Origin of the sequence: Sphingobacterium sp. GVS05A (assembly GCF_019969845.1) — a bacterium.
Taxonomy (GTDB): domain Bacteria; phylum Bacteroidota; class Bacteroidia; order Sphingobacteriales; family Sphingobacteriaceae; genus Sphingobacterium.
In genome coordinates this window covers 511,000-536,760 of record NZ_JAHXYR010000001.1, presented here as the reverse complement: position 1 = coordinate 536,760, position 25,761 = coordinate 511,000, and the positions used below count along the sequence as shown (strand labels likewise).

General features: G+C 38.5%; 26 protein-coding genes and 1 riboswitch. Of the genes, 11 read left to right on the top strand and 15 right to left on the bottom strand.

Going from position 1 to position 25,761, the window contains the following annotated elements:
* The first annotated feature begins 7 nt into the window (after positions 1–7).
* From LC454_RS02315 to LC454_RS02305, 3 genes are all read left to right on the top strand, one after another.
* Positions 8–463 carry a GNAT family N-acetyltransferase gene (locus LC454_RS02315; RefSeq protein ID WP_223578790.1) on the top strand — a complete coding sequence of 152 codons (456 nt, stop codon included), beginning with the start codon at positions 8–10 and terminating at the stop codon, positions 461–463.
* A 9-nt stretch (positions 464–472) separates the two neighbouring features.
* Positions 473–847: a DUF423 domain-containing protein gene (locus tag LC454_RS02310; RefSeq protein WP_223578788.1), complete on the top strand. Its 375-nt coding sequence runs from the start codon at positions 473–475 to the stop codon at positions 845–847.
* Positions 848–853: 6 nt separating this feature from the next.
* A riboswitch (Fluoride riboswitch) is annotated at positions 854–916 on the top strand.
* 37 nt (positions 917–953) lie between these two features.
* Positions 954–2,201, top strand: coding sequence for a chloride channel protein (locus LC454_RS02305; RefSeq protein ID WP_223578786.1), 1,248 nt, complete (start codon positions 954–956; stop codon positions 2,199–2,201).
* A gap of 70 nt (positions 2,202–2,271) precedes the next feature.
* Here LC454_RS02305 and mgtE read toward each other — a convergent pair whose 3' ends face one another.
* The 4 genes from mgtE to LC454_RS02285 all read right to left on the bottom strand — a co-directional run bounded on the left by mgtE (position 2,272) and on the right by LC454_RS02285 (position 5,610).
* Positions 2,272–3,588, bottom strand: coding sequence for a magnesium transporter (gene mgtE / locus LC454_RS02300; protein WP_223578776.1), 1,317 nt, complete (start codon positions 3,586–3,588; stop codon positions 2,272–2,274).
* 170 nt (positions 3,589–3,758) lie between these two features.
* Complete coding sequence (gene pepE, locus LC454_RS02295) at positions 3,759–4,469, bottom strand: dipeptidase PepE (RefSeq protein WP_223578774.1); 711 nt, start codon at positions 4,467–4,469, stop codon at positions 3,759–3,761.
* A gap of 90 nt (positions 4,470–4,559) precedes the next feature.
* Complete coding sequence (locus tag LC454_RS02290; protein ID WP_223578772.1) at positions 4,560–4,736, bottom strand: ribbon-helix-helix domain-containing protein; 177 nt, start codon at positions 4,734–4,736, stop codon at positions 4,560–4,562.
* Positions 4,737–4,746: 10 nt separating this feature from the next.
* On the bottom strand, positions 4,747–5,610 hold the full coding sequence (locus LC454_RS02285) for an SPFH domain-containing protein (RefSeq protein ID WP_223578771.1): 864 nt from the start codon (positions 5,608–5,610) through the stop codon (positions 4,747–4,749).
* 97 nt (positions 5,611–5,707) lie between these two features.
* On the opposite strand from LC454_RS02285, the gene LC454_RS02280 reads away from it, so the two are divergent.
* The 5 genes from LC454_RS02280 (at position 5,708) to LC454_RS02260 (ending at position 11,816) form a co-directional block, all read left to right on the top strand.
* On the top strand, positions 5,708–6,190 hold the full coding sequence (locus tag LC454_RS02280) for a DNA-deoxyinosine glycosylase (RefSeq protein WP_223578770.1): 483 nt from the start codon (positions 5,708–5,710) through the stop codon (positions 6,188–6,190).
* 53 nt (positions 6,191–6,243) lie between these two features.
* A complete protein-coding gene (locus LC454_RS02275) occupies positions 6,244–7,422 on the top strand; it encodes an AIR synthase related protein (RefSeq protein WP_120258372.1) in 1,179 nt (392 codons plus the stop codon).
* Positions 7,423–7,480: 58 nt separating this feature from the next.
* A complete protein-coding gene (locus tag LC454_RS02270; RefSeq protein WP_120258373.1) occupies positions 7,481–7,918 on the top strand; it encodes an ATP-dependent zinc protease in 438 nt (145 codons plus the stop codon).
* Between the two features lie 59 nt (positions 7,919–7,977).
* Complete coding sequence (gene rimK, locus LC454_RS02265) at positions 7,978–8,913, top strand: 30S ribosomal protein S6--L-glutamate ligase (protein WP_223578769.1); 936 nt, start codon at positions 7,978–7,980, stop codon at positions 8,911–8,913.
* Between the two features lie 161 nt (positions 8,914–9,074).
* Positions 9,075–11,816: a DUF3857 domain-containing protein gene (locus tag LC454_RS02260; protein ID WP_223578768.1), complete on the top strand. Its 2,742-nt coding sequence runs from the start codon at positions 9,075–9,077 to the stop codon at positions 11,814–11,816.
* 72 nt (positions 11,817–11,888) lie between these two features.
* On the opposite strand, the gene LC454_RS02255 is transcribed toward LC454_RS02260, so the two are convergent.
* The 5 genes from LC454_RS02255 to thrS form a co-directional block, all read right to left on the bottom strand.
* The gene (locus LC454_RS02255) at positions 11,889–12,335 is read right to left on the bottom strand and encodes a DUF3060 domain-containing protein (protein ID WP_223578767.1); all 447 of its coding nucleotides are present in this window, start codon (positions 12,333–12,335) and stop codon (positions 11,889–11,891) included.
* Between the two features lie 263 nt (positions 12,336–12,598).
* Positions 12,599–12,943: a 50S ribosomal protein L20 gene (gene rplT, locus LC454_RS02250; RefSeq protein ID WP_046674462.1), complete on the bottom strand. Its 345-nt coding sequence runs from the start codon at positions 12,941–12,943 to the stop codon at positions 12,599–12,601.
* A 99-nt stretch (positions 12,944–13,042) separates the two neighbouring features.
* The gene (gene rpmI / locus LC454_RS02245) at positions 13,043–13,243 is read right to left on the bottom strand and encodes a 50S ribosomal protein L35 (RefSeq protein WP_002993964.1); all 201 of its coding nucleotides are present in this window, start codon (positions 13,241–13,243) and stop codon (positions 13,043–13,045) included.
* 39 nt (positions 13,244–13,282) lie between these two features.
* Positions 13,283–13,843 carry a translation initiation factor IF-3 gene (gene infC / locus LC454_RS02240; protein WP_120258375.1) on the bottom strand — a complete coding sequence of 187 codons (561 nt, stop codon included), beginning with the start codon at positions 13,841–13,843 and terminating at the stop codon, positions 13,283–13,285.
* 11 nt (positions 13,844–13,854) lie between these two features.
* Positions 13,855–15,780, bottom strand: coding sequence for a threonine--tRNA ligase (gene thrS / locus LC454_RS02235; protein ID WP_223578766.1), 1,926 nt, complete (start codon positions 15,778–15,780; stop codon positions 13,855–13,857).
* Positions 15,781–16,122: 342 nt separating this feature from the next.
* Here thrS and LC454_RS02230 point away from each other — a divergent pair, with 342 nt between their 5' ends.
* A complete protein-coding gene (locus LC454_RS02230) occupies positions 16,123–16,746 on the top strand; it encodes a 7-carboxy-7-deazaguanine synthase QueE (RefSeq protein ID WP_104382573.1) in 624 nt (207 codons plus the stop codon).
* Between the two features lie 102 nt (positions 16,747–16,848).
* On the opposite strand, the gene LC454_RS02225 is transcribed toward LC454_RS02230, so the two are convergent.
* The 3 genes from LC454_RS02225 to LC454_RS02215 all read right to left on the bottom strand — a co-directional run bounded on the left by LC454_RS02225 (position 16,849) and on the right by LC454_RS02215 (position 19,929).
* Positions 16,849–18,096, bottom strand: coding sequence for a hypothetical protein (locus LC454_RS02225; protein ID WP_223578765.1), 1,248 nt, complete (start codon positions 18,094–18,096; stop codon positions 16,849–16,851).
* 143 nt (positions 18,097–18,239) lie between these two features.
* The gene (locus LC454_RS02220; protein WP_223578763.1) at positions 18,240–19,310 is read right to left on the bottom strand and encodes a Gfo/Idh/MocA family protein; all 1,071 of its coding nucleotides are present in this window, start codon (positions 19,308–19,310) and stop codon (positions 18,240–18,242) included.
* A 28-nt stretch (positions 19,311–19,338) separates the two neighbouring features.
* Entirely contained in the window at positions 19,339–19,929 is a 591-nt protein-coding gene (locus tag LC454_RS02215) for a phosphatase PAP2 family protein (protein ID WP_223578761.1), read from the bottom strand.
* A 464-nt stretch (positions 19,930–20,393) separates the two neighbouring features.
* Between LC454_RS02215 and hisG the strand changes: the two genes are divergently transcribed.
* Both hisG and hisD read left to right on the top strand, forming a co-directional pair.
* Positions 20,394–21,245 carry an ATP phosphoribosyltransferase gene (gene hisG / locus LC454_RS02210; RefSeq protein WP_120258380.1) on the top strand — a complete coding sequence of 284 codons (852 nt, stop codon included), beginning with the start codon at positions 20,394–20,396 and terminating at the stop codon, positions 21,243–21,245.
* 21 nt (positions 21,246–21,266) lie between these two features.
* Entirely contained in the window at positions 21,267–22,553 is a 1,287-nt protein-coding gene (hisD, locus tag LC454_RS02205) for a histidinol dehydrogenase (protein WP_223578745.1), read from the top strand.
* A 188-nt stretch (positions 22,554–22,741) separates the two neighbouring features.
* Here the strand turns inward: hisD and LC454_RS02200 are convergent, their stop codons facing one another.
* From LC454_RS02200 to LC454_RS02190, 3 genes are read right to left on the bottom strand one after another with little or no spacing between them, the layout of a single operon-like run.
* The gene (locus tag LC454_RS02200; protein ID WP_223578743.1) at positions 22,742–23,656 is read right to left on the bottom strand and encodes a YARHG domain-containing protein; all 915 of its coding nucleotides are present in this window, start codon (positions 23,654–23,656) and stop codon (positions 22,742–22,744) included.
* Positions 23,657–23,698: 42 nt separating this feature from the next.
* A complete protein-coding gene (locus tag LC454_RS02195; RefSeq protein WP_223578741.1) occupies positions 23,699–24,367 on the bottom strand; it encodes a DUF2306 domain-containing protein in 669 nt (222 codons plus the stop codon).
* A gap of 7 nt (positions 24,368–24,374) precedes the next feature.
* The gene (locus LC454_RS02190) at positions 24,375–25,619 is read right to left on the bottom strand and encodes an ABC transporter permease (RefSeq protein ID WP_223578739.1); all 1,245 of its coding nucleotides are present in this window, start codon (positions 25,617–25,619) and stop codon (positions 24,375–24,377) included.
* Positions 25,620–25,761 lie beyond the last annotated feature (142 nt).

The following is a 25,761-nucleotide window of genomic DNA, read 5'->3' as shown; positions in this document are numbered from 1 at the left end:
CGCTATCATGCAATATAATTGGAAACTTAAGAATTTTGAAGAGCTAACAAACCGTGAATTGTACCGTATTTTAAAATTACGTACCGAGGTTTTTGTAGTGGAACAAGAGTGTCTATATCCTGAACTGGATGATAAAGATTACGTCTGTCTGCATCTTTGGGCTGAGCAGGATGGAGAGATTGTCGCTTACACCCGTTTAGTTCCAGCTGGAACTTCATATCCACAACCTTCCATCGGACGTGTTATTGTTGTGAAAGAAGCCCGAGGCACAGGCCTAAGCCAACTGCTTATGCATAAATCTATTGAAGCTACTTTAGACGCTTTTGGACCTCAGGATATTCAAATCGGTGCGCAATTCCACTTAAAGTCATTCTATGAGAAATTAGGATTTGAGCAAAACTCTGAACCTTATCCAGATTACGGAATCCTTCACATTGACATGACTAAATCTATTATCAAATAGGCTATTTTTATGAATAACATTGTAATCATTACTGCTGCCCTATTGGGCGCGTTGGCAATTATACTTGGAGCCTTTGGAGCACACGCATTCAAAAAAATTCTATCGCCCGAAAAACTGGATTCTTTTGAAGTGGGTGTTCGCTATCAAATGTATGCAGCGATCACCTTATTGATTCTTGGGCTAAACCTATCCTTTGAATATCAATCTGAAAGAGTTGCCTATTATTTAATTACATCAGGTACCCTTTTGTTTTCAGTAAGTATTTATTTTCTTTCCTTTGCAGAATACTGGAAAAAAAATCTAAAATTTCTTGGACCAATCACTCCTCTAGGAGGATTATTGATGATCCTCGGCTGGATTGCAATTATTATTCGTTTTTTATAACTTTGTCTAACATATGGCAATGATGTCTGCCTTGAACCGCCCTAATAAGCTGATGGCGTCTACTTTTTAGTATAAAAACAACAAATTTTATATAAAGTGTAGGCTTATGGCTATCAGAATTTCAAATCAACCACCTCAAATTAATCTGCATTTTATTGCTAAATGGCTTATTACTTGCTGTATAATAGGCTTTATTGTTGGATCAATCTGTGCATTCTTTCTTTTTTCGCTGAATTGGGTCACACAATATAGAGAAAACAATTCCTGGATAATCTATGGATTACCACTTGCAGGTTTGATTATTGCCCTATCCTATCAGCGCTGGGGCAACCCTTCAAGCAAAGGGAATAACCTCCTAATCGAAGAATATCTTCGTCCACAACGCAGGATACCGCTTGTTATGGCACCACTTGTACTATTCGGGACTTTACTTACCCACTTATTTGGCGGATCAGCCGGACGTGAAGGAACAGCAGTTCAGATTGGCGGAGCAATAGCCGATCAGCTCAACCATTGGTTTGATTTCGACAAAACCGAACGACGCATCCTAATATCTATCGGTATTACTGCGGGTTTTGCCGCTGTATTTGGCACACCACTTGCCGGAACCGTCTTCGGCCTTGAAGTCCTGCTCATTGGTAAAAAAAGATATTTTGGTATCCTCCCCTGCCTTGTCACAGCCTATATCGCAAATTTTAGCTGTCAATTATGGCATGTACCGCACACACATTACCCAATACATGAAATGATCCCTGCGCTTTCTTTAAGCAATATTGGGTTTAGTTTGATTGCTGGAATTTTATTTGGCTTGGCAGCATGGTTGTTTACTTTCACGGGGGACTTCTTCAGTACTCAATTTAAAAAGATCAAATCCCCTCTGCTCAGACCGGTGATCGGTGGTATCATCATCGTGATTACTGTGGTATTGCTAAAAAGCACAAAATATATTGGCTTAGGTATTCCAATGATTCAGGAGGCTTTCAATAATCCCTCGGATTATTATGATTTCTTAATCAAATTGGTCTTAACCACATTTACGCTTTCTGCCAGTTTTAAAGGCGGAGAAGTGACCCCTTTGTTTTTTATCGGGGCTACACTTGGCAGTGCACTCAGTGGCCTTATCCCACTTCCGCTTGGATTATTAGCTGCGATGGGCTTTGTTGCCGTATTCTCTGGCGCTACAAATACACCCTTAGCTTGCATCATTATGGGCTATGAACTTTTCGGCTTCCAACCTGTTGTTTTTATAGCAATTGCTTGTATAACCGCATTTATATTCTCCGGAAAAAAAGGAATTTATATTGCCCAGAAAGGTGGAATTAAAGAAAAATTGTATCGAAAATTGAATTTGTAATTCAGTCAATAAAAAAAGCATAAAACCAAGCTGTGGTTTTATGCTTTTTTCTATATTTTATCTGAAAGGCTTACAATAATTTACCTTGCAAAAAGAATGCTGCAACGGTAAAATAAATAATCAATCCCGAAACGTCCACTAATGTTGCGACAAAGGGCGCAGATGCTGTGGCTGGATCCAATCCAAATCGACGCAAGATAAATGGTATAAATGAACCAGACAGCGTTCCCCACAACACAATAAACACCAAAGACACCGCTACCGTAAGACCTATTGCAATCCAATACGGACCATAGTCATACAGACCAAGAAAATGCCAGGCTAATATCCGCAGGAAACCAATAGAGCCTAATATCCCGCCCAAAATCAATCCGGAAGAAACTTCCCTTTTCATTACATACCACCAATCTTTGAGTTTCAATTCACCCAGAGCCATAGCTCGAATAATCAGTGACGCTGCCTGCGAACCCGAATTTCCACCGCTGGAAATAATTAGGGGAACAAACAATGCCAATACAACTGCCTTTTCCAGCTCTCCTTCAAAAAAGCCCATGGCTGACGCCGTAAGCATCTCACTAAAAAATAGTATAATAAGCCATCCGGCCCGTTTTTGCACGAGCTGAAGCAATGGTGTCTTAGTATAAGCCAGATCCAATTCCTCCATACCCCCAAATCGTTGAATATCTTCGGTGTCACGATCTTCGATCCGGTCTAATACATCATCAAATGTCACAATCCCGACCAATACGCCCGCTTCGGTAATAATCGGTAAGGCACTTCGGTCGTATTTCTGGAAAATTTCGAAGGCTTCCTCCATGGGTGTGGAGGCTTTAATAGCTGCAAAATTATAGTCGATTAAGTCCGAAATCTTTGTAGATCCATCGGACAAAAGTAACTGACCGATCTTCAAATCGTCAATCAACACATTTTTCTCGTCAACAACATAAATAAAATTGAGCGTTTCAGCTTTTCTTCCAAAGACTTTAATGTGCCGAAAGACATCATCCACAGTATAATAAGGACGTACCTGCACATACATTGGTGTCATCAACCGGGCAATACTATCCTCTTTATACCCGATCAGCTCCAGGGCCATCTGCTTTTCACGCTCGTTCAAGAGATTAATCAAATATTTAATCAGATCATCCGGCAATTCAGAAAGCAATTCGTTGCGCGTATCGGGCTTTAGATTATTCAGCAATTCGGACAACTCCTGCTCGGTCATTGATTTAATCAACGTATATTGAACATCTACTTCCAAAAAAGAAAAGATTTCCAATCTATCCTCTAGCGGATAGTCCATAAAATGTTGATGCTGCTCACCTTTACTTAGACGCGATATTTCTTCCGCAATATCGGCCGGGTGTAATGCTGAATTTTTTTCCATTGGAAGAAAGTTTTAATGGATTTAGCGCAAAAGTACCTTATTTTGTATGATATCCAATCATATACAAAAGTATTTTTTAACGAAGAAAGACCCAATATTTATTTATATAGGCTGCAAACTGATTTTACTTTATTATTAAGCTACAAAAAGAGTGCAGATTTTACAAAATCTTAAAAATTAATTAATCCAGGATCAAGTTCCACAGCGTCCATATTTGGTCTGAATAATCGGGCAGTCAACGTTCCTTCAAGTTTTATTTCACCTTGACTTACTTTGAGCCAGCTTCCTTCCCGAAGTCCGACGACAGGTTGCGAATTAAATTGATGAAACTCCTGGATACGGGTTTCACGGGTTTCTCCTTTATGTGTCGAATTCATATCAGGGTCCAAAAAATGCGGATTAATATTAAAAGGCAAAAATCCCAAAGCATCAAAACTAGGTGGATAGACAATAGGCATATCGTTTGTTGTACCAATGGTCAATCCTGTCAGATTAGATCCAGCGGAAGTACCTACATAGGGAATTCCTTTCCCTACCTGTACACGTAGTTGATGCACAAGATCCAGATCATACAAGGTCTTCAACAACAAGAATGTATTTCCCCCACCAACAAAAATTGCTTTTGCTTCCTGGATAGCCTTTTTCTTGTTCTCAAATTCATGTAATCCGCTTACCTTTATATTCTTATCACTGAGAGCCTCCTGAACTTTCGCCGTATACGCATCAAAAGAAATTCCAGATGGTCGCGCAAAAGGAACAAATAGCAGCTCATCAGATGCAATAAACTTCACAAAATCCTCTCTAATATATTCCAGGAATTGACTACCATGGATGGTACTTGTGCTTACCACCAATAAATTATAAATGGGATTGATCACCATATCTTATTACTTAAATATTATTTAACAAAAAAATGTACCTTTGGCTTCATTTATAACGAAGCCAAAGGTACATTTTTAGTTCTTGATTCTTTATTTTTTATCTGCGGACTTTTTATCCGTACTCAATCTTTTATTTTCTTGCAGCGCTTTATGTAAAAGATATTCTATCTGCCCGTTAACACTCCTAAACTCATCCGCGGCCCATTTTTCCAATGCTTTATACATCTGATCATCTAGCCGCAACATAAAGTTCTTTTTATCTGCCATTTTATTCAGTTTATTGATACAAAGTACCGGTATTTACAATTGGGGTTGCAGCCTTTTCTCCACAAAGTACGACCATAAGGTTACTTACCATAGCTGCCTTTTTCTCATTGTCCAATTCTACTATATCTTTTTCGGACAATTTTTTAAGTGCCATTTCAACCATTCCTACGGCACCATCGACAATCTTGGAACGTGCAGCAACGATTGCGGCCGCTTGTTGCCTTTGTAGCATCGCCCCAGCAATTTCGGATGCATAAGCCAAATGGCTAATTCTAGCCTCTTTAATAATAACTCCTGCAGGTGCAAGACGATCTGAAAGCTCCTGCTCAAGAATATGGTTAACGGTATCCCCGCCTTCGCGCAAAGTGATCTCAGCCCCCTCGTCCTCAAGGTTATCATAAGGAAAACTTCCCGCAAGATGCCGCACAGCCGCCTCACTTTGCGTACGTACGTAGGAAGTATAGTTACTTACATCATAAGCGGCTTTATAGGTATCCCCTACCTGCCATACAATGACTGCACCTATCTCAATCGGATTTCCCATCTTATCATTTACTTTCAGCGTTTGTCCCTGTAAGTTGTCCGAACGTAGACTGATCTTTATTGTAGAATACAGCGGATTGACGAAAAACAAACCGTTTTCTTTGACCGTCCCCACGTATTTACCGAAGAAATTCAAAACACGTGAATGATTTGGATTAATAATCATTAATCCCTTCAGGATAAAAAATGTCCCGATCATTAAGGCTACGCCAAGTACAACATAAAGCGAACTCGAATCGACATTGGCAAACGAAAATATGGCAGCTATAAAAGAAGCTACCGCAATTAATAGAGCTAAATAGCCCGACATAGGTTTAATCAACTTTTCCATAATTTATTAATATATATTTGATATCATTTTAATATCATAAATATAGCAAAAAACATTTCATATTTCAAAGCCAAAATTTTTATTATTATTTTTGATCATGCTCAAAAGATCCTTTTTACCTCTTGTGAATGCCCACACAAAAACACTCATTCTCGGATCTCTACCCGGGGATAAATCATTGGAGCAAAATGAATATTATGCACATCCTCAAAATCGATTTTGGAAAGTGATCCGGCATTTATATAATAGCCCAGATGCGACAAACTATGCTGACAAAGTAAACCTGCTAGTGAACAATGGTATTGGCCTTTGGGATGTATGTGCTGAAGCTTCTCGTCCCGGCAGCATGGATTTAGCCATCAAAGACGAAAGTCCCAATCCAATTATAGCTCTACTTGAGGCAAATCCCGCGATCAAACTGGTCGTTTTTAATGGACAAAAGGCTCACAAGTTATACTTAAAGTATTTTAAAAAAAAGGAAAACATCACCTATATATGTCTCCCCAGCACAAGCCCTGCCAATGCAAAAACAAACCTCGAAAAACTCATCGTGCATTGGCGAGCGATCATAAGTGATTAAATTACATAAATAAGGTTCGTTAATTCAGCGCTATTGCTTATTTTTGCGCTAAGATGTCAGATTTAAAATACAATCAACGAGGTGTATCCGCTGGAAAAGAGGATGTGCACAATGCGATAAAAAATATCGACAAGGGTCTGTTTCCCAAAGCATTCTGTAAAATCATTCCCGATATTTTGGGTGGAGATCAGGACTGGTGCAATATTATGCATGCTGATGGTGCTGGCACCAAATCTTCCCTAGCCTATGTCTATTGGAAAGAAACGGGAGATATTTCGGTTTGGAAGGGCATTGCACAAGATGCAATTATCATGAATATTGACGATTTACTCTGTGTTGGAGCAACCGATAATATTCTGCTATCATCCACAATCGGACGGAATAAAAATCTTATTCCTGGAGAAGTCATTGCAGAAATCATTAATGGTACAGAAGAAATATTGTCCGAGCTTCGTGATTTAGGTATCGGTATTTATTCAACCGGTGGTGAAACTGCTGACGTTGGTGATCTGGTACGTACAATAATTGTTGATAGTACAGTGACATGTCGTATGAAACGTGAAGATGTCATTTCAAATCACAAGATCAAAGGAGGCAATGTAATTGTCGGTTTGGCATCCAATGGAAAGGCGAACTATGAGAAAGCCTATAATGGCGGTATGGGTTCCAATGGTTTGACCTCTGCACGTCATGACGTATTTAACAAAAAAGTAGCAGAGAAATATCCAGAAGCATATGACCCTGCAGTTCCATACGAACTTGTTTTTGCAGGAAGTCAAGACTTAACCAATGATATCGTCGTTGAAACGGGCGAAAAAGTGACAGCGGGTAAACTCGTACTTTCTGCCACGCGTACTTACGCTCCAATCATTAAAAATATATTAGATAAATACCGTTCTCAAATTGATGGAATGGTACATTGTTCGGGGGGGGCGCAAACTAAAGTACTGCACTTCGTTGACAATGTACACATCATTAAAGACAATCTTTTTCCGATTCCGCCGCTCTTCGAATTGATACAGAAAGAATCTAATACAGACTGGAAAGAGATGTATAAGGTATTTAATATGGGACACCGTATGGAATTATATGTACCTGAAGCTATTGCTGCGGACATTATTGCCATCTCTGAGTCGTTCGGCGTTCCGGCGCAAATTATCGGTCGTGTGGAAGAGGCAACTTCTAAAAAAGTAACGATTACATCTCCTTTTGGAGAATTTATTTACGAATAAAATAGGAATGCACCAACCTCTATTAAAGAGATTGGTGCATCTATTCCATTTGGTTTAAATGAAAGAAAAACTTCTCGTGGGTTGGAAAGAGACCCTAGATTTACCTGAATTAGGAATATTTGGCATAGAAGCAAAAATCGATACCGGTGCTGCTTCATCTGTTTTGCATTGTAATTCCTATAAAATCGTGAATGAAGATGGCCAGGACTGGATTCTCTGTGAACTCATTACCAATTTTGAGACCGAAGAAACCAAAGTTCTAAAATTAAGACTTTATAAAACAAAACTGGTTAAAAGTTCGTTTGGTCAGGAGGAAAAGCGTTACTACATCCGAACCACAGCGAAACTTTATGATCAAGTTTTCAGTATCAAGATTTCATTTCGAAATCGCTCCAAAATGACTTATCCGATGCTTTTAGGAAAGAATTTTCTATATCGAAGATTTCTGGTTGATGTTTCCAAAGAAAATCTCTCCTTGAAGTCCCCGTCAAAATAAAAACAAATAGCAAAGCTATTTTGTTATCTTAGCACAAAAATATATTCAATATACAAACCGTGAAAATTGCCGTATTATCGACAGTAAAGAGTTTATACTCAACTCGTCGTCTCGTAGAAGCTGCCCAACAAAGAGGACACGAATGTGTTGTCATAGACCACAGTAAGTGTTACGTTGGCATTCAACAAGGTAAACCAAGTATTCATTACAAAGGACAGGATCTCAGTGGTATTGACGCTATTATTCCCCGAATAGGGGCTTCGGTCACCTTTTATGGTTCGGCTATTGTTAGACAATTTGAGGTGATGGATGTAATTTCCGCAAATCCAAGTCAAGCGATTACCAGATCCAGAGATAAATTGAGATGTCTACAGATCTTGTCCGGTGCAGGTATTGGGCTTCCGATTACGGGCTTTGCTCGTACAGCATCTGATGTTGATGATCTAATCAGTATGGTCGGCGGCGCTCCATTAGTGATCAAACTATTGGAAGGTACGCAAGGGATTGGTGTTGTTTTAGCAGAAACTAAAAAAGCAGCTTCATCTGTTATTGAAGCCTTCTACGGCCTCGGAAATAATATTTTGATCCAGGAGTTCATCAAAGAATCGAAAGGTTCTGATATCCGAGCTTTTGTGGTTGACGGGAAAGTTGTAGGGGCAATGAAGCGCACAGCCAAAGAAGGTGAATTTCGTTCAAACATACACCGCGGTGGCACAGCGCAAGTCATACGCCTAAGTAAGGCCGAAAGAGAGACTGCAATAGCTGCTGCAGCCCAATTGGGGCTTACGGTGTGTGGTGTGGATATGATTCCTTCAGACCGGGGACCGCTGGTTCTCGAGGTGAATTCCTCCCCCGGGTTGGAAGGTATAGAAAAAGCTACAAAAAAGGACATTGCTTCGGAAATCATTCAATACATCGAAAGACAGTATGAAATGAAGCAGACACAAATGCCTAAAGTAGTGAAGAAAAAGAAAAAGAGAGAGAGTAAACTATAATATCTCCGGATTAAAAGAAAAAAGGGTTGCCTATGTACACAGGCAACCCTTTTTTCTTTTTAGACAGGCCAGGTTTTTACTCTATAAGGATTAGTAAAGATCCTTAAATTAAGCTACAGTTAAGTCCAAATTTTACTTATCTTAGGTTAAATTATTAATTGATGAAAAGATTTAGCCATCTTCTATTAGCTTTTGTAGTCGTACTAGCTGCATTCTCTTGGTCGTTTAGCCAAACATCCATTCAAAAAACAGCATCGCCAACTTGGCTCCGCCCCCTTACAAAAAAAGCCCTAAAACCAAATCTGGATGATATTAGCGATGGGTATTACTATGAATTAATCGAGCATCAAATAAACTTAGCGAGCCAAACAAAATATTATAAGGACATTAAAGTATTATTTGATCAAAGTGGAATCGAAAATCTGGGACAAGTTCAGGTAACTTTTGATCCGCATTTCCAAAAACTTCAATTACATGAGTTGAAGATCATTCGTAATGGGAAAGATATCAACTTATTACCGCAAGCAAAATTCAATCTCCTCGCATCCGAAACGGAGCTTTCGAGATCTATCTACAATGGAAGTCAGATGGCTCATTGTGTCCTGGAGGATTTACGTAAAGACGACAAGATTGTATTTGCCTATTCAATAATTGGTGCAAACCCTGTATTTGAAAACAAATTTTTCGACACCTATTATTTACGTGGTTATGAGCCTACCGGCTTGGTTCATCTCAATTATATTGTACCTCAAGGTCGTAAACTTCAATTCAAAAGTTTCAATGGCGCTCCAGAAGTACAACAACAATCCGCAGGAAATACAACCAATTTCTTTTGGGAATTGACCGAAGATAAAACAGTACAATACGAAAATTATAGTCCGGCTTGGTATAGCCCTTTAAAATATATTCAGTGTTCAGAATTCAATACTTGGCTGGAGGTAGATCAATGGAATAATAGGATCAATCCCATCCCACAGATTGCTCAATCAAGCGCACTTCAAACTTTCGTTAATCAACTATGGAAAGAGTCAGATGGACAGCCCTATGTGTACCTAAAAAAAGCCTGTGACTTCGTACAAAATGAAATACGGTACATGGGTATTGAGATGGGCGAATATTCACACCGGGCGAATGTACCCGAAAAAGTGTTTTCGCAGCGCTACGGCGATTGCAAAGATAAGTCAATGCTGCTAGCGACAATACTTAAAAACAAGAACATTGGCGTAGGACTGGTATTAGCCAATACCTATAAGGATCGCGGGCTACAGGAAGAACTCCCATCGCCTTATGCTTTCAACCACATGGTTATTGAAGTGAATGTTGACGGACGTTACCAATATATAGATCCAACCATCACCAATCAAGGTGGAGATATCAAAAACAGATATTTCCCTGCCTATGGAAAAGTGCTCTCAGCGATGGGTAAAGGGAAACTGACAGATGTACCGCAGAATATTACCGGAAATATTAAAGTCAGGGAAACATTGACACTTGAAGGCAAATTCGAAGCTACCCTTGATGTACACACTATCTATCTCGGCAACGAAGCGGACAATATGCGGGCTTATTTTCAAAGTAGTGCCAAAAACGATATACAGAAGCAATACCTGGAGTACTATGCGAAAACCTATCCCAAAATCAATAAAATCACCAATATCCAATACAAAGACGATATTGAAAACAATCGTGTGGAGATCATCGAAAAATACAAAATAAAAAATATCGGAAAAGCAGAAAACGGATCTTCTAAAAAATATATTTCCATATTGGGCACAAATATCAACGACAAGCTGCCCGAAATTATGGAAGATCGTATAGCTCCACTAAGCCTGCCTTTCCCCAATGATATCGAATATAAAATCTACGTGGTTAACAAGGGGAAAAAACTATTTGGCAGCCATAGAGAAAACAGCTTTTTCGACCGTAATGCCTATGTATTCGGTAAAACATTGGAGATAAATCCAGATAGTATTAAGATTGCTTATACCTTAGGTTTTCATGAGCCCTTTGTTGAGCAAAAGGATCTGAAACAGTATTATACGGATTTTGCTGATCGCGACAATATATTTTTCAATGGTTTCTATCTCGATGCTGACGGATATGCGACAGATGGAATAACGAACTTGGGTACACCCACATCATCGAAGGAGATTAATTGGTTCACCCTACTTTTATTCATCGTCTCGGTACCTACTGTGATCTGGTATATTGTTAAAAAGTATAACAAGAGCAAACCTATTATCATCAAACCCTATGATGAGGCTGATTACTATCAAATAGGCGGATGGATGATCGTACTCCTTATTGTGTTATTTATCAATATATTAACTTTATCTGGTATATTTTTCTTCCAGCAGTCCTTTTTTAATTTAAACACCTGGCAAGCAGTTGATCAGGTAGCCGGTATTTCATCCTTTTCATATAAAATTCTGCTGCTGGTAGAAATGATTGGTAATGTATTTATCCTTGCTGGTTTGATTTATAGCGTTATTCTACTGATCAAAAAAAGGGATATTTTTGCCCAGACCTTCTTTATCGTCGCTCTATTTATGGCCATATTCTGTACAATTGATGGAATTGCATACTATTTTATTTTCAACGGATATTTAGATAAAACAGAAGACCTATTCACGACCTACAAAGATAATATTAGAGCGATCCTCTTTTTCTGTATCTGGGGAACTTACGCATATAACTCCGAACGTGTCAAAGGTACTTGTCTTCGAACATATGACGATGAAAATCCTATGCCGCGGCCCATGACTCCTCATCCTTTTGATCAGGATTTCTTAAAGCCCTATCCCATACAAGAACAAAATACGGGAACTGCATTCGGAGAATATAAAACACAAAAAGACGAAATAGATCAGGAGCAGCCTGATGATAATCAAGCTAAAAACTAGATGCTAATTTCTAAATAAAAAAGGGTTTTGCATGATATCATGCAAAACCCTTTTTTATTGGTGCCTTTTCAGCTATTTCATCTTCATCACCATATTATCAGCTCCTTCGGTAGATACTTTTACTTGGCCAGATTTGTTTTTAGTCGACTTGTAGTGAACATGGTTTTTAACACCTTCAATTTGCACTGTCTCCAAAGAACCAATATTAACCATATTGTCTGCGCCCTCTATTGTAACAGTTGACACGTCGTTTCCAGTTACTGTATTACCTTTACCCTCAATAATAACTTTACTAACATTACCACGTATCACGACTTTATTATCGGCACCTTCTATTTGGATTATCTCTCCTCCTTTGGCTTCTATTGTCCGGGTGTTACCCACACCCTCAATTGATATAACTTTGCCCTGCTGATCAGATACAGCATTTATTGGAGCTTTGTAACCTGACCCCTTAGCCATAACCATACCTCCTAATAAAAGAAGTGAAAATCCAAATGCGATAGTTCTTGTTTTCATAATTGTATGTTTATAGCTCATTCTACAAAAATCAAACCTAATATTGAGTGTAAATCGCTATTACCTATAGTTTGATAATTTCAGTTGTTCAAAAGAGGCTTTAGGGCTTCCGACAAATAAAATACGCCGAGCAGTTCCCCGCTATACATACAAACATCGTCCAAAAAAGACTACAGTAATCTAAGAGGTAACAAATGATAACAAAAAAGGAGCCTAAAAGGCTCCTTTAATATCTCTAACAAATTGATAACGGATTAAAAACTCTATTTTACTGCGTCTACAACTGCTTTGAAAGCTTCTGGGTTATTTAAAGCTAAATCAGCTAAAACCTTACGGTTCAAACCAATGTTTTTAGCGTTTAATTTACCGATCAATTGGGAATAAGAAATTCCGTGTTGACGAGCTCCAGCGTTGATACGTTGAATCCATAAAGCTCTAAACTCGCGTTTTTTGGTTTTACGATCGCGGTAAGCGTATTGTAAACCTTTTTCTACTGTATTTTTAGCAATAGTATAAACTTTGCTACGTGATCCAAAGTAACCTTTTGCAAGGCCTAGGATTTTTTTGCGTCTTCTTCTTGAAGCTACTGCGTTAACCGAACGTGGCATATTTTTAAAATTAGTTTGGTAAAAGGTGCCATGTATTTCAATGAACTTACGACCCTGTACCCGGTTAAAAAATTATTATTAAATAAAATCGAATAAAACTTATTTACCGATAGCAAGCATACGTTTTACGTTGCCCATGTCGCCATCAGATACATAACTTGTTTGTGTTAAGTTACGTTTACGTTTTGTGCTCTTTTTTGTCAAGATGTGGCTTTTGAAAGCGTTTTTTCTTGCAATTTTACCTGTTCCAGTCAATTTGAAACGTTTCTTTGCGCTGGAATTGGTTTTAACTTTTGGCATAATACTTATAAATTTTATATCAATCTGTTAGAATTCTTATTATTTTTTAGGAGCCTTTGGAGCTACTGTTAAAAACATACGTTTCCCTTCTAATTTTGGTAAAAGTTCAACTTTACCGTAATCTTCCAGTGCCTGAGCGAAGCGTAACAACAAGATCTCACCTTGATCTTTGTGTACGATAGCACGACCTTTGAAGTGTACGTATGCACGTACTTTCTCACCACTTTCAAGAAACTTAATCGCATGTTTCAATTTGAAATCAAAATCATGTTCACCAGAGTTAGGTCCGAAACGAATTTCTTTGATAACAGTCTGTTTTGCATTAGCTTTGATTTCCTTTTGTTTCTTCTTCTGTTCGTAAACAAACTTACTGTAGTCGATAATCTTACAAACCGGCGGTACAGCATTTGGCGAAATCTCCACTAAATCAAGTTCCAACTCATCAGCCAACTCTAACGCTTTGCGCGTAGGGAAAACTCCTTGTTCCACATTATCTCCTACCAAACGTACCTCAGGTACCTTTATTAACTCATTAATGCGGTGATCTGGTTCTTTCTTTCTCATTGGTGGTCTTGGACCACCGGGTCTTTTTAATGCCAAATGTTTAAAAATTAAACGGTTATTTCCTTAATTAATATATCTCTAAATTCGTCAGCAGTCATAGTGCCTAATTCCACTGAGCCATGTTTACGTACAGAAACTGTGCCATTTTCCACCTCTTTTTCCCCTACAATCAACATATAAGGAAGCTTTTTCACTTCGGCGTCTCTGATTTTTCTGCCCACCTTCTCGTCACGTAAGTCTATCAGTCCGCGAATATCGGAATTATTTAGCGAATTCAAAACATTTTGCGCATATTCTTCGTATTTTTCTGACACTGGCAAGACGATAAATTGCTCAGGCGCAAGCCATAACGGAAATTGTCCCGCACAATGTTCGATCAATACGGCCACAAAACGCTCCAACGATCCAAATGGTGCACGGTGAATCATCACTGGACGATGTTTCATATTGTCACTGCCAGTATACTCTAATTCAAAACGTTCCGGTAAATTGTAATCAACCTGAATAGTACCCAACTGCCATTTACGTCCCAGGGCATCTTTTACCATGAAATCTAATTTCGGGCCATAGAAAGCCGCTTCACCATATTCCACAACTGTCGGCAAACCTTTTTCTTCAGCGGCCTCAATAATTGCAGATTCCGCTAAAGCCCAATTTTCATCAGTTCCGATATATTTCGTACGGTTTTCAGGATCACGCAACGAAACCTGTGCAGTATAGTCATTAAATCCTAAAGCACCAAATACATAAAGAACGAGGTCGATTACTTTTTTAAACTCATCTTTAACCTGATCCGGACGACAGAACAAGTGTGCATCATCTTGAGTAAACCCACGCACACGAGTTAGACCATGCAACTCACCTGATTGCTCGTAACGATATACAGTACCAAATTCGGAAAAACGAACAGGTAAATCCTTATACGAACGTGGTTTCACTTTGTAGATCTCACAGTGATGTGGACAATTCATCGGCTTCAACAAAAACTCTTCACCTTCGATAGGTGTTTTGATCGGTTGAAACGAATCTGCACCATATTTCTCATAGTGACCAGAAGTCACATACAATTGCTTATGTCCAATATGTGGAGTAACTACAGGCTCATATCCTGAGTTCAATTGCGCTTTTTGCAAAAAATCAATTAATTTTTGACGTAACGCGGCTCCTTTTGGTAACCATAAAGGTAACCCTGCACCAACTTTCTCAGAAAATGCAAAAAGTTCCAGTTCCTTACCTAACTTACGGTGGTCACGTTTTTTTGCTTCTTCGATGAACTTCAAATATTCAGTAAGCTCCGATGCTTTCGGAAAAGTTACTCCATAGATACGAGTTAACTGTTTACGAGATTCATCACCTCGCCAATATGCACCAGCGACGTTAGTCAATTTTATGGCTTTGATAAACCCTGTATTTGGAATATGAGGACCACGGCACAAATCAGTAAACTCACCTTGTGTATAGAATGTAATCTTTCCATCCTCCAAGTCTTTAATCAGATCAAGCTTGTACTCGTCACCTTTTTCAGTAAAATACGCTAAGGCATCTGACTTCGAAACAGCCTTACGCTCAAACGTCTCTTTACGTTTGGCAAGTTCCAACATCTTGTCTTCAATGGCCTTAAAGTCATCCGAAGAAAATTCGCGATCGCCGAAATCAACGTCATAGTAAAATCCAGTTTCAATTGCTGGACCAATACCGAATTTAATCCCTGGATATAAAACTTCCAAAGCCTCAGCCAATAAGTGAGCCGAAGAATGCCAAAAAGTAGATTTTCCTTTTGTATCATTCCAGGTTAACAACTTAACACTAGAATCTTCTTCAATCGCACGGGCAGAATCCCACACCTCACCATTCACCTCAGCCGCAAGGACATTTCTCGCTAAACCCTCAGAAATTGATAAAGCAATTTCTGCTGCAGTGATTCCTTTTTGATATTCTCTAACGGAACCATCAGGTAGTGTAATTTTAATCATTTACAACTATGATTTTTATATTGTTAAAAAATAGAAAACACAAAACAACATGTACAATTATGTTATTACACTTATGTTTTCAATAAATAAATTGTGAAACAAATTTAGCAAAAATTCTGGTAATAAACAGTTTTTTTATGATCTCTTACCCCTTTTGGACAATCTTCTCCTTTTTATAGCCAAGTTTATTTTTTCAACAAAATACATATCTACTGCCAAGAAACCTGAGATGGTCATTAATTTTTCCACCAAATAAAAATGACACGAATTCTACCGAAAACAACAAGAGAAATTGAGCATAGTCATTAATATTTGCTACTTTTGCAGACTCAAATTTTAACTATGTCGAATCAAGTACCAGAAGACGGAACACGATTACCTTTGATGGAAGAATTTTACACCATTCAAGGAGAAGGTTACCACACCGGGACTGCTGCTTATTTTATCAGATTAGGAGGTTGCGATGTTGGCTGCCATTGGTGCGATGTAAAAGAAAGCTGGGATGCATCTATCCATCCGCTTACAGCTGCAGATTCAATTATCGAAAATGCAAAAAAATATCCTGCTAAAACAGTTGTTATCACAGGGGGTGAGCCTCTTATCTATAATCTAGATTACCTCACAAAAGGTCTCCACGCTGCGGGCATAAAAACTTTTATTGAAACATCAGGTGCATATCCTTTAAGTGGAGAATGGGATTGGATATGTCTGTCTCCAAAAAAATTCAAAGCTCCAAGAAAAGATGTGCTCGATGCCGCCGGTGAGCTCAAAGTTATTGTTTTCAACAAAAGCGATTTTGCTTGGGGAGAAGAATATGCACAATTAGTTGGGCCAAATTGTAAATTATACCTTCAGCCAGAATGGTCCAAATCCAAAGAAATGACTCCGTCTATTATTGACTATGTCAAGGAAAATCCAAAATGGGATATCTCCCTACAGACACACAAATTTCTAAATATTCCTTAACCAGAATATAAAAATAATCAAAACAAAAAAGCCTTCAATCTAAGTAGATTGAAGGCTTTTTTATGCTGACTTGCTTTAGTCTTCTATTCAGAAAAATCTAAATCACTTTACATATTCTTTTATAAACGCGTCAAGTTCAAGAGTTTTGGTCTCCTCCCCTTCTTTATCTCTCACCAAAACTTTACCATTACTGTCTACATCCAAAAATAATAGACTAGGATTAATAATAATTTTCCCATTCTCATCCAACAAGCCTATTTTCCCATCTTCAGAGAACATCAAATAATTATTTAAAAACTTACTTATATTTTCCTTCTTATCAAGCAAAACTTTCCCTTCTTGTGTGACCAGTCCAAAATTTCCATCTTTTTGAAAAATAGCCAATCGTTCAGTTGCTGGAGTGAGCCAGTCAAACCCTGTTTTATTGACTTTGTTCCCCTTTTTATCCAATAACCAAAAGTAATTGTCCTTATCTGAAACAATGGCAATACGATCATTAAAATAGGCCAATGAAAAAAGTGAACATGGCAAAACCTCTTCTCCGGTTGAACTCTTTATTCCATAATATTCATCATTCGTATCATTATCTTTCACCATCACCCATTTGAGCGACTTATCCAGGGGAAAAGTATCTTCAAACAAACTTACGTCTTCGCCTTCTTCTGTATGACTACTCCCTGATATATCAACAACTTTAACATCCTGAGGCAATTGAAAACCTTCCACAGTTGAAACATTAGATACTTTAGTTGTCTCAAAACCCAAATCTGTATTTTGACCCAACGACAGTTTAAGCACCGCTCCCGGGAGATCATTTACAAATGAAAAAGCAGTCATGTAGTATGTTGGCACCGCCTCCGAATACCAAACAGTTGCTTCCGCAGAATCCGCCTGATTTTTGATAAATAATTTTGCTTTTTTACAGGTCACACCAGCAACATCTTCAATCTCTCCTAAATCTTGCATCCATACATAGGGGCCTTCAGATTCCTTTAACCTGTTACTAACGATTTTATAAGAAGGATGATAAGATTCTGCTGTTACAATATCATCTCCTGTTGAGAAAGAATAGGTTTTCGCCAATTTTCTATTCAAAATAGCATGCTCTTTCTGATTAACAACAGCTGAAGAATAATTGGCATCTGCTAAGACTTCAACATTCTTATAGGCCGTCTTTCCTTTTAGAAAAGGCTCGTAAAACTCTTTTGCAAACTCTGGAATCTCATTTTCAAATTTTTCGGGTGAAATCTCACCTTTAAACACAAATTCCATCTGCCATTGTTTATCTTGCCCATGCACTACAGGAATAGACAATCCAAACAACAACGCCACTTTGAATAAATTCTTCATAAGAATGATAAATATGTAGCTAAATAACAAAAGATAGACCAAAAAGCCTATCCTTCCGCTATATTTTTTATTTAATTGCTTTTTTCCCTCTCAATTTTTCATAAAAAGGATAAAAAAAACAGTAAATCTTACATGAACTAAAATTACAATAATACCGTCTGTTTTGTTTTAACCGCTTCGTCACAAGCAAGCGCTATACGCAAACTATTGACCGCATCTTCCATGGAAGAAGACAGATCAATATCCTCAAGGATGGCCTGCCGAAAAAAGCGTTGTTCCCTGTTACACAACTCCTGATGATCTGGTTCATCGGCCAAGTTCACCCACTCATCTTTTTTAACAAAATCATTATTCGCGTCTAAATCAGCATAGTGTACCCGCAGGCTTTCCGTTTGTGTATGCGCCGCCACCGAATCCGATTTACCCTCGTTGCTTGCCTTGTCAGCAACAATGGATACCGAACCCTTGGGACCGAAAACATCTTTTACAAAAAAGGCATTTTGACTCACCATAGGTCCCCAGCCCGCTTCGTACCAACCTACAGAACCGTCCTCAAAATGCAACTGAAGCTGACCATAATTATAGTTCCAATCTGGAATATCGTCTGTAAGCCGGGCGCCTATCGCCGAAACACGTACCGGCTTAACACCTACCATCTGGCACATAACATCAATATAGTGTACACCACAATCAACTATTGGGCTTAGGCTAGACATCAGATTGCGATGGACATTCCACATGTAACCGTGGCTTTGTTGATTAAGATTCATCCGCATAACCAAAGGTTTCCCCATAGTCTTCGAAAGCTCAATAAATTTCATCCATGAGGGATGATAACGAAGAATATACCCTACAACCAGTTTTTTATTATACTTTATGGCGGCGCTCACGACCTCTTCTGCTGATGTGACATCCTCCGCTAAAGGCTTCTCAATAAAAACATGAGCCCCCGATTCGAAAGCCTTAATTGCATAATCTTTATGCGTATCAGGATAGGTCGCAATACAGACAGCATCGGGTTTAGTTTTCTCCAATGCCTCTTCGTATAATTCGAAAAGTGCATAATCAGCACCTAACTCCGTATTAAGTTTATGTTTACTATCCCCTCTAGCGACCAAGCCAACAATCTCAAATCCATCCAAGTGGTGGTAGGCCTTCGCATGAGAAGCTCCCATATTACCACAACCTACAACCAATATTTTTATTACTTGCATCAATTATTCATTTAAACTTATTTCTATTTTATTTTCTTAACCCATCCAATGCAAAGGCCGACCCAGCCCCCAATACCGCCCCGGCGAGTACATCCGTTGGATAATGCACACCAAGGTACATTCTGGAATAACCAACACTACCTGCCCAAAGTAAAGACGGTGCAACAACATACCATTTTGAGTAGGCACGGGACAAGGCTGACGCTGTTGCAAAAGCCGATGAAGTATGGCCTGAAGGAAAAGAATAGCCACCAGCCGTACGAACAGATATAAAGTTAGGATATTTTTTAAAGGGCCGACTCCGCTTGATCAGATGTTTTATTCCGACATTAACCAATGCCGTCACAGCGGTACTACTCGCCACATAAAGTGCATTTTGACGCATTGCCTTATCGTTGTTGATAGCACCAGCAACTAATAGACCAACAGGTACGGCAACCTGCACACAGTTGTTGATATCGGAGAGTACTTTAAAAGTATGTGTCTGGGGTTCAGTTCTTGTTTCAGCTATAGATTCCAAAATACGAATATCTAAAGTCGAGGCCGGTTTTTCCTGAGCAATTGCAGTACCCGTCAGGCATGTCACCCAGCTCATTAAAATAAATACTATTCTTTTCATCTACTATAGATTATTTTTGACATGATATTTGCCCTTTTCAACTGCTTAATATTTTAATCAATAGAAGCTGCTACAAACAATGTATTTCTGCTAGCTCCAACAGATTCAGTTTATGAGCAACATTAAGCTATAAAAAGCTTCACTTTCTAAAAATAAGGAAATTTCCAGTAGTTGCCAGTCTATGTTTCAAACTTTATAGAAAATAATACGAAATTTTAAAAATCTGCACACTCAACAGAACGAATCTTTTAACTTTTTAAAATGATAATTTTGTATTTCCCATTAATTTACTATACATTTGCTATCAGTTATTAATACAAACATGGTCTATACCTACGTACATCATTTTCATTTGCATCATCGCCATGTGGCGATATGTTAATTTAATGTGTTCTTACGTAGAATACCCTCCCTCTAGTTTGATTTCTTATTATTAATAATTTACTGCTAACATTTATAAAGCGTTGAAAAATCTTAAAATTGCTATCCAAAAATCGGGTAGGTTAAACGAAAAATCTGTTCAATTACTGAAAAACTGTGGTTTAGATTTCGAAAACTACAAAAGCTCCTTGATTACTACTGTGGGCAACTTCCCTTTAGAAATATTATTTCTTAGAGATGATGACATCCCAGGCTATGTCGAACAGGGAATAGCCGATCTTGGTATTGTTGGTGAAAATATCATCGACGAAACAGAATCAAAAGTGGAATATATAAAACGACTTGGATTTGGAAAATGCACCTTAAAACTTGCAATACCCAAAGATAGTTCTATTCAAGATATCAAAGACCTTAATGGCAAAGCGATCGCGACCTCCTACCCCAATATCCTTAAAAATTTTCTTGACGACTACCAAATCAATGCAGATATACGATTGATATCTGGATCTGTGGAAATTTCGCCTGGATTAGGACTTAGTGATGCAATATGTGATATCGTTTCCACAGGTGGAACTTTGAAAAGCAATGGTCTAAAGCCCTTTGCTGATGTCAAAAATTCCGAAGCTATTTTAGTTGGTAGAAAAGGTCTCGAAGGAAATGAAATCCTTGCCGAATTAGTTCAGCGTATAGAATCTGTTCTATTGGCTAAAGAAACCAAATATGTGGTATTGAATGTGGAGAAAAAGAACCTTCCCGCTATCACTTCTTTATTACATGGTGTAAAGAGTCCAACTGTAGTTCCATTGGCCGAAGAAGGCTGGGTAGCCGTACACACCGTAATTACAGAAGACGATTTTTGGGATAAAATCAATAAACTAAAAGCAGAGGGTGCCCAAGGTATCGTTGTGATGCCGATTGAAAAAATCATTCTCTAAACTTGACCGATTCTTACGATCATGCTAAAAAAATACGAATACCAATCTTTAGGAAAAGCGGAACTGCAACAATTGGTTGCTCGGAATACAGATCCGAACAATTCAATTCAGGAAGTCGTCCAAGATATTATTCAGCAGGTACGGGTGCAGGGCGATACTGTCTTGCGTGAATATGCTGCAAAATTTGACAAAGTACAACTTGACAAGCTCTTTTTGGACGAAGAAGATATTGATGAATTAGCAACTACTATACACCGCGACCAACAGCGTGCTTTGGAAATAGCATTCCAAAACATCCACAGATTCCACAGCACACAACTTAAAAGAGAACGTACAGTAGAGACTATGCCTGGTGTGAAGTGCTGGCGGGAAATACGTCCGATTGAAAAAGTAGGACTTTATATTCCTGGCGGTTCCGCTGTTTTACCTAGCACGCTATTGATGTTAGGTATACCTGCCAGAATTGCCGGTTGTAAAGAGATCGTCGTTTGTTCTCCCCCACAATCCAATGGAAAGATTAATGGCTTTGTTGCTTATTGTTTAAAATTACTCAACATCAAACGTATCTACCTTGTTGGTGGCGCGCAAGCTGTGGCAGCTATGGCATTCGGTACGCAATCTATTCCCAAAGTCGACAAAATCTTTGGTCCGGGCAACCAATTTGTAACGAAGGCAAAATCAATTATACAGGGTCTAACTAACGTGAGCATAGACATGCCCGCAGGCCCCTCTGAGGTACTTGTGATTGCTGACGAAACAGCCAACCCAGAATTTGTCGCAGCAGACCTTCTGGCGCAAGCAGAACACGGCATAGACAGTCAAGCTGTATTAGTAGCAACTTCCACAGCTATAGTAGATGCCGTTAATATACAACTTGAAACACAATTAGCGGTGTTACCGCGGAAAGAACTTGCTTCTAAAGCAATCGAAAACTCATATGCAGTAATCGTTAGCAGCCTCCAAGAGGCGATCCAATTTTCAAATGAATACGCTCCGGAGCACCTTATTCTAGAAACAGATCAATGGGAATCCTTGACACGCCATATCAGCAACGCAGGTTCGGTTTTCTTGGGACACCTTACACCAGAAAGTGCAGGTGACTATGCATCTGGAACCAACCACACTTTGCCGACATCAGGATATGCTCGTTCATATTCGGGTGTTTCAGTCGATTCTTTTGTAAAGAAAATAACATTTCAGCATATCAATGAAACCGGACTGCAACAGATTGGATCTACAGTTGAAATACTCGCTGAGTTGGAGGGCCTACAAGCACATAAAAATGCTATTTCCATCCGAAATAAATAAGTTTAGTTCAGTTGAACTAAATAAGGCATAAACTCAACGGGGTGTCCAATTTTTTTGGACACCCCGTTCTTCTTTAATTCTATTCGTACCCCCATTACTTTTTTGTATTCGATCTTCAGGGTTCGTTTTTACTTCATTTCCGTTCCTTTTTCTATCAGTTGTAACGCAACACAAAAAACAAATGCAGATTACCTTCCAAAGGTATCGTAATTGTCTGTCGCATACTTCTCAAATCTTGTAAGAAGTGCAATATTATCTTTCTCCAACGGACTCAGCTCCGAACTTACATCTTTCGAAACCGGTACATACCAATCTACTGGATCGAAAAACTGACGAATAGAGGGTTTAGTAAAAGCATAACCATGCCGTGCAAAAATTGTATTTCGAATAATCTCTAAATCTAATTTTTTCAGATTTTTTAAGTCCTTCTCTGCCAATTTTTGTTTAGAGGCATTTATACTGAACACAGCTGGAGATGCGGACCGATAATATTCCATCACATAGGTATAAGTCGAATCACCATCTTGATCTGTCGCTTCTTTCTTTTTTGCGTTGATCCAATCGACCAAAGTTCCATATTCTTCATCTTGATTATTTAACATCAGATTTGGATTATAGGCAAATTGCTTTTTCAATAATTTGAAATTTCTTTTCTTAATCTTCACCCCTTGGTCGTAAGCGACCCAACTCCCAATTAATGTATCATTCTTCAATTTTATTTCAAAACGACCATCTGATTTCTTATCACCTGGCTCATCTAGCAATAGCTGCACCGCATTCCCGTCACCCTCAAGTTTTCCTGTCAACGAACGTAGATTTCCCTTGACCACATTTTGTCCAAAAACTTTCCCTTTATCTGTTATTTTTTTGATGGTCAGGTTTATTTTCGGGCTATAATCCGTATTTGGTAGTCCCTCCCCATCTTCAAGAGAATTTTCATCAATCACAAAATTCCCAACCCAATTACCATAAAGCTCCTGATGGGCCTCCTGTTCAAGCAAAACGGAATCTTGTGCTTTGGGCTCAACAGCCTTCTTACTTGTTCGTTCTTTACAGCCGATCATGGCGGAAAGCACTAATAATAAATAGATATTCCTTTTCATATCTCTATAATTTGTCTTGTTAAAAGAATGAATTTACTTCATTTATGATCTGGATAGATCATGATGGTTTCTTAAATTATGATTTTTTCGATAAATAATAAACTCAATAAGTAATAAATTAGGCACCCAGCCCAGCCAGGCAATAATCTGATAAAGATCCATCGGATTCGGTTGAAATAGATAAACCAAAATCACTTTCCAGAAACGCAAAGTAATGGCCGAACAGGTTAGTGCAAAACTACGCAACATAAAATCTTGGTGTACATTAAATTTCTTCTGAACAGCCAGACGAACGGCCTGAAACGTAAAATAGAACCATCCCAGAGCAAGCAGTTCAAAGGAAATGATCGCAAATAAGCCTCCATTAGCGACAGATCCGATCAATAGTCCTGAAGGTGCGGCGACGCCCAAAATACTAAATACGTAAACGTAACCAATCCTCCGATGTAGTTGCGGATATTTCTTCAGTAGCCCCGAATTAAATTGAGTAAAACCAGCAGGTAATGCGAATATCGCTGTACAGACATGCAAATAGAAAGCATATTTATACCACCAAAGCGACTCAATTTCCGTTTGCTTTATCATCAGGAAATTAGCATCCAACGAAAAACTATGGTATCGCCATGTAATCTCTGCCATCAATACACAGCTGTAAGCAAAAAGCAAAAGCCAAAATCCTTTCAATATCGAAAATTGAGCTTTTTTAACCATAGTTAGTTTATTTACTTCGAATAGCTTCGACGGGGTCTAACCGAGAGGCCATCAAAGCAGGTACGATACCTGATATTAGGCCAATGAAGGTAGAAAGTGATACCGTAAGAATAACCATTTTTAAACTGACAACAATTGCTACACCCGTTGCTAGTTGAACAATAAAAGCGAGAAAATAGACAACAGCAAGACCAATCCCACCTCCAAGTAAACACAGCACAATAGATTCAATAAGGAATTGCGATAAAATAAAGAAATTTTTAGCACCCAATGCTTTCTGGATACCGATAATGTGTGTACGTTCCTTGACACTTACAAACATGATATTAGCGATACCGAAACCGCCAACTAAAATTGAGAAAATACCAATAGAAAAACCAGCAAGATTGATGATACCAAAAAGCTGATCTAATGCACCCGTAATCATTGTCGTCTGGTTAATAGAGAAATTTTCCTCCCGTTGCGGAGAAATACGACGGATCGACCGCATCAATGTTTTTGCTTCACTTTCAGCTTCACCCAATGTATAACTCGACTTGATGACCATGGCTATACTCGGAGAAAAATTATCATAATTGACAAGATTTCTAGCCAATTCAAATGGAATAAAAGCGGTATCATCGGGGGAAGTATTAATTAACACACCATTGCCCTCTTTTTTTAAGACACCAATAACCTGAATTTTTCTACCCAACATACTAATATACTTGCCGACTGGTTCCTCATTTGGAAAAAGCCCATCCGCGATATTGGCTCCTAATACTGTCACCAGCGCACCACCTCTTGATTCACTTTCCGCAAAATATCGCCCATCCACAATATTCAAATTTTGAATATATAGGTTTTCATAGGTCGCGGCATTTACCGATGAACCTTGAGCAGAATTATTTTTATACTTAATCGTTGTGTTACCGATATTGATCATATAAGCCATATACTCCGCTGTTGTCATACGGCTTCTTAAGTCCTGGTAATTATTGTACGTAGGTTCAGGTCTGTTCAAATACTTCCACCAAGGATAATTCGGGCCACCATCCCAAGGCCATTTCTCTATGTAAAGTGTCTTACTTCCTATCTTTTTTACAGATTCCTCAATGTTATTTCGTAAGGTATCCACCGCCGAAAACACACCTATAATGGTAAAAATACCAATAGTCACGCCCAGCAAGGAAAGCATGGTACGTGTACGATTGTCCTTTAATGCAGAAAACGCAAACTGACAACTTTCCAATATCAATCTAAGGAATAACATAATTGCATTCTAAAATACAATATAGTTTTGATTTAATGTCAAAATCAATAAAAATATATCTATAAATTAGAAATAAGGCCTTTTGATACCCAAAAAAGTTATAACTTTGTATGCTTTTTGCAACCTAGTATTTGGTGCACTG

Coding starts and splice junctions, on each gene's coding strand:
- LC454_RS02310 (WP_223578788.1), top strand. CDS start 473: ATGAATAACATTGTAATCATTACTGCTGCCCTATTGGGCGCGTTGGCA.
- LC454_RS02280 (WP_223578770.1), top strand. CDS start 5,708: ATGCTCAAAAGATCCTTTTTACCTCTTGTGAATGCCCACACAAAAACA.
- LC454_RS02275 (WP_120258372.1), top strand. CDS start 6,244: ATGTCAGATTTAAAATACAATCAACGAGGTGTATCCGCTGGAAAAGAG.
- LC454_RS02285 (WP_223578771.1), bottom strand. CDS start 5,610: ATGGAAAAGTTGATTAAACCTATGTCGGGCTATTTAGCTCTATTAATT.
- LC454_RS02220 (WP_223578763.1), bottom strand. CDS start 19,310: ATGCAAGTAATAAAAATATTGGTTGTAGGTTGTGGTAATATGGGAGCT.
- rpmI (WP_002993964.1), bottom strand. CDS start 13,243: ATGCCAAAAGTTAAAACCAATTCCAGCGCAAAGAAACGTTTCAAATTG.
- mgtE (WP_223578776.1), bottom strand. CDS start 3,588: ATGGAAAAAAATTCAGCATTACACCCGGCCGATATTGCGGAAGAAATA.
- thrS (WP_223578766.1), bottom strand. CDS start 15,780: ATGATTAAAATTACACTACCTGATGGTTCCGTTAGAGAATATCAAAAA.
- LC454_RS02225 (WP_223578765.1), bottom strand. CDS start 18,096: ATGAAGAATTTATTCAAAGTGGCGTTGTTGTTTGGATTGTCTATTCCT.
- LC454_RS02195 (WP_223578741.1), bottom strand. CDS start 24,367: ATGGTTAAAAAAGCTCAATTTTCGATATTGAAAGGATTTTGGCTTTTG.
- pepE (WP_223578774.1), bottom strand. CDS start 4,469: ATGGTGATCAATCCCATTTATAATTTATTGGTGGTAAGCACAAGTACC.
- LC454_RS02190 (WP_223578739.1), bottom strand. CDS start 25,619: ATGTTATTCCTTAGATTGATATTGGAAAGTTGTCAGTTTGCGTTTTCT.
- LC454_RS02215 (WP_223578761.1), bottom strand. CDS start 19,929: ATGAAAAGAATAGTATTTATTTTAATGAGCTGGGTGACATGCCTGACG.
- LC454_RS02230 (WP_104382573.1), top strand. CDS start 16,123: ATGTCGAATCAAGTACCAGAAGACGGAACACGATTACCTTTGATGGAA.
- LC454_RS02200 (WP_223578743.1), bottom strand. CDS start 23,656: ATGAAAAGGAATATCTATTTATTATTAGTGCTTTCCGCCATGATCGGC.
- LC454_RS02305 (WP_223578786.1), top strand. CDS start 954: ATGGCTATCAGAATTTCAAATCAACCACCTCAAATTAATCTGCATTTT.
- LC454_RS02255 (WP_223578767.1), bottom strand. CDS start 12,335: ATGAAAACAAGAACTATCGCATTTGGATTTTCACTTCTTTTATTAGGA.
- LC454_RS02270 (WP_120258373.1), top strand. CDS start 7,481: ATGAAAGAAAAACTTCTCGTGGGTTGGAAAGAGACCCTAGATTTACCT.
- LC454_RS02290 (WP_223578772.1), bottom strand. CDS start 4,736: ATGGCAGATAAAAAGAACTTTATGTTGCGGCTAGATGATCAGATGTAT.
- rplT (WP_046674462.1), bottom strand. CDS start 12,943: ATGCCACGTTCGGTTAACGCAGTAGCTTCAAGAAGAAGACGCAAAAAA.
- LC454_RS02260 (WP_223578768.1), top strand. CDS start 9,075: ATGAAAAGATTTAGCCATCTTCTATTAGCTTTTGTAGTCGTACTAGCT.
- LC454_RS02315 (WP_223578790.1), top strand. CDS start 8: ATGCAATATAATTGGAAACTTAAGAATTTTGAAGAGCTAACAAACCGT.
- hisD (WP_223578745.1), top strand. CDS start 21,267: ATGCTAAAAAAATACGAATACCAATCTTTAGGAAAAGCGGAACTGCAA.